The organism is Sphingopyxis sp., from assembly GCF_035565275.1.
Taxonomy (GTDB): Bacteria; Pseudomonadota; Alphaproteobacteria; order Sphingomonadales; family Sphingomonadaceae; genus Sphingopyxis.
Map to the genome: position 1 here is coordinate 1 of NZ_DATMST010000159.1, position 3,226 is coordinate 3,226.

The 3,226-nt window shown below is 64.4% G+C and carries 5 protein-coding genes; 4 read left to right on the top strand and 1 reads right to left on the bottom strand.

Annotation, left to right across the window (positions count from 1 at the left end; genetic code table 11):
- From VN047_RS10950 to xth, 4 genes are all read left to right on the top strand, one after another.
- A partial coding sequence (locus VN047_RS10950) for a ferritin-like domain-containing protein (RefSeq protein WP_325542580.1) occupies window positions 1–628 on the top strand: 628 nt, incomplete at its 5' end.
- Window positions 629–769: 141 nt separating this feature from the next.
- Window positions 770–1,444, top strand: a complete 675-nt coding sequence (locus VN047_RS10955) for a M23 family metallopeptidase (RefSeq protein WP_325542582.1) — start codon at window positions 770–772, stop codon at window positions 1,442–1,444.
- A 92-nt stretch (window positions 1,445–1,536) separates the two neighbouring features.
- Entirely contained in the window at window positions 1,537–1,878 is a 342-nt protein-coding gene (erpA, locus tag VN047_RS10960; protein ID WP_325542583.1) for an iron-sulfur cluster insertion protein ErpA, read from the top strand.
- Window positions 1,879–1,917: 39 nt separating this feature from the next.
- A complete protein-coding gene (gene xth, locus VN047_RS10965; RefSeq protein ID WP_325542585.1) occupies window positions 1,918–2,688 on the top strand; it encodes an exodeoxyribonuclease III in 771 nt (256 codons plus the stop codon).
- 3 nt (window positions 2,689–2,691) lie between these two features.
- Here the strand turns inward: xth and VN047_RS10970 are convergent.
- The coding region (locus tag VN047_RS10970; RefSeq protein WP_325542587.1) for a DUF1501 domain-containing protein at window positions 2,692–3,226 on the bottom strand (535 nt) is incomplete at its 5' end.

Genomic DNA, 3,226 nt, shown 5'->3' on the forward strand with positions numbered 1-3,226 from the left:
ATTGCTCGCGCCGAATGCGATGCCCAAGCGCGGCAAGGGCGGGTCGGCGCGCGGCCGCATCGCGCTGCTCCACGCGCTCGCGCATATCGAATTCGTCGCGATCGACCTGGCCGTCGATCTGGTGGGGCGTTTCGGCGGCGAGTTTCCGCGCGCCTTCGTCGACGACTGGATCGCGGTGGCCGCCGACGAGGCGATGCATTTCGCGCTGCTCGACCGGCGCCTCCGCCAGCTCGGCAGCTTTTACGGCGAACTGCCCGCGCATGCCGGTCTGTGGGAGGCGGCCGAGGTCACCTCCGACGACGCGCTGGCGCGCCTCGCGATCGTACCGATGGTGCTCGAAGCACGCGGGCTCGACGTCACGCCGTCAACGGTCGAACGCTTCCGCGCGGCCGGCGATGAGGTATCCGCGAAGATTTTATCGCGGATTTACAATGATGAAATCCGGCATGTGAGCGCCGGCACAGCCTGGTTCGGCTGGAAGTGCGACGAAGGGGGATTCAACGTCGTCGAAACGTGGCAGAGCCTCGTAAAATTGCGATTTCGCGGCGCTCTGAAGCCGCCATTCAACGACTCGGCGCGCCGCGCTGCCGGTTTAACGCAAGAATTCTACGCTGTTATTGCTTCGTAAGGATTGGAACAGCACACAGGCTTCCGCGGGGGATGAGCAATCATCCAAACCAACAAGCACCGGCGCCAAGGCCTTTTGTGACTTTGGCGACATGGCAAATGCGGGGTCGTCGTTTTGATTAACACTCTTCTGGCGCAGAAGTTGCACCAAGTCGCAATCGTCTGCGTGGCAGCATGTTTCGGACTGGCCACACCGGCCGCCCACGCTGCCGAAACCAGCGCCGATGCCGGTATTGTCGTTCCCGACGAACCCGATGACGACAGCTTCACCACTGGCGTTCCGTCGGCCAGCGAGGATAGCGAAGCCCGCGCGATCTTTCAGGCGTGGAAGCGTCTCGACACCGGCCTCACCGCCTCGATCGGTGTTGCGGTGCCCTCGCGCCGCCCGATCGACCAGATGTCGCTTTCCTCGTCATACGGCATGCGCGTCCACCCGGTTACCGGCAAGGTCGCGCGCCACAACGGCATCGACATTCCGGCGCCGCGCGGCACCCCGATCTATGCGACCGCCGACGGCATCGTCGGCCGCGCCCAGCGCCTCGGCGGCTACGGCAATTATGTCGAAGTCGAACATGGCAACGCCATCCAGACGCGCTACGGCCATATGTCTTCCTATGTCGTCACCCCCGGCCAGTCGGTGAAAAAGGGCGACGTCCTCGGTTACGTCGGCTCGACCGGCCGTTCGACCGGCAACCACCTCCATTACGAAGTCCGCATCGAAGGCGCGCCGGTCAATCCGATGCCGTTCGTTCGCTCGGACCAGATGGCGATCGCCGCAATCACTGGCAAGAATGTCGCGATGGGCGGTCCCGAATAACAATCTTTCCTGGGTCGGAGAGGAAGGGGCGCCAGGCGGGATACCGTCGAGGCGCCCTTTTTATTTGAACCGGAGGTTCCTATCTAGCGGTCATGGCCACGCAGTTTTCCGATATCACCCTGTCGCCCGCCGCCGCGGCGCGCGTTCGCTGGATCGCCGACCGCAAGGGTGAGGGCGAGGCCGCATTGCGTCTCGCGGTCGATGGCGGGGGCTGTTCGGGCTTCACCTACCGATTCGGCCTCGCCGAAAACATCGACGCCGACGACATCGTTACCGAGACCGACGGGGTGAAACTCGTCGTCGATCCTGTCAGCATCGACTTGGTCCGCGGCTGTGTCGTCGATTTCGTCGATTCGCTCGGTGGTTCGTCGTTCAAGGTCGAAAATCCCAACGCGGCTTCGGGCTGCGGCTGCGGGTCCAGCTTCTCGATCTGACGCCTTTCACAGCTGCCAGCTTGCTGGCATAGGTGCGCCATGAAAATCGCGACCTTCAATATCAACGGGATCAAGGCCCGTTTGCCGCGCCTCGTCGAATGGCTTGAGGAAACGCAGCCCGATGTTGCCTGCCTGCAGGAACTGAAATCGAGCGATGAAACGATGCCGACGAAGGAGATCGAGGCGGCGGGATACGGCTTCCTCTATCACGGCCAAAAAGGATTCAACGGCGTCGCGATCCTTGCGAAGGGCACTCAGCCCGTCGAAACGCAGCGCGGGCTCGCGGGCGAAGCCGAGGACGAGCAATCACGCTACCTCGAGGCCGATGTCCATGGCCTGCGTGTCGCGTCGATCTACCTGCCCAACGGCAATCCGCAGCCGGGGCCAAAGTTCGACTACAAGCTGCGCTGGATGGCGCGGCTGCGCGAGCGGGCGAAATTTCTCCTCACATCCGAAATCCCGACGATCCTGACCGGCGACTATAATGTCATCCCGCACGACGACGATGTGTGGGACCCGCGTGCGATGTCGACCGATGCGCTGATGCAGCCCGAATCGCGCGATGCTTGGTTCCGGATGCTGGGGGACGGCTGGACCGACGCGATCCGCAGCCGACATCCCGCGGGTGGCGTCTGGACCTTCTGGGACTATCAGGCGGGCGGCTGGCAGCGCGATCACGGTTTCCGCATCGATCATCTGCTCTTGAGCCCCGCGCTCGCTGACCGGCTGGTCGACGCGGGCGTCGACAAGGATCATCGCGGCCGCGAGAAGGCGAGCGACCACGCGCCGACCTGGGCTATTCTCGACTGACGTTCAGGCGTCGGGATAAAGCGTCGTGATCACCCGTTGCGGGTCGAGCGCATAATGATGCGCGACCGCACCCGCGATCACGCTCTCCAAGCTGCGCGTCGGTTTGAGATCCCGGCCCTCATAACGTGCGGCCGCGCCGAGCCCCGGCCAGTCGGCTGACACCTTGCCGCCCGCCGCCAGCCCGCCGCCGAGCAGCATCGCGGTCGATGCGGTGCCATGGTCGGTGCCGCCGGTGCCGTTGACCTCGACGGTGCGGCCGAATTCGGTCGCGACGATCACGAGCGTGTCGTTCCACGACGGACCAAGCCCCACCTGTAGTGCGCCGATCAGCTGGTCGAGCCCGCGGAGCTGCGCCGCCAGCCTGTTCCGCTGGCCGCTGTGCGTGTCCCAGCCGCCGGTTTCGACCATCATCACGCGCGCGCCGTCGGCAGGCAGCATCAACGACGCCGCGAGCTTGCCAAGATCTGCGCCGTTTCGGCCATTGTTGCCGCCGATATCGCCCGCCAGCTCCTGCGTCTTGATGGCGCTGTCCCATAGA

Coding starts and splice junctions, on each gene's coding strand:
- xth (WP_325542585.1), top strand. CDS start 1,918: ATGAAAATCGCGACCTTCAATATCAACGGGATCAAGGCCCGTTTGCCG.
- erpA (WP_325542583.1), top strand. CDS start 1,537: ATGGCCACGCAGTTTTCCGATATCACCCTGTCGCCCGCCGCCGCGGCG.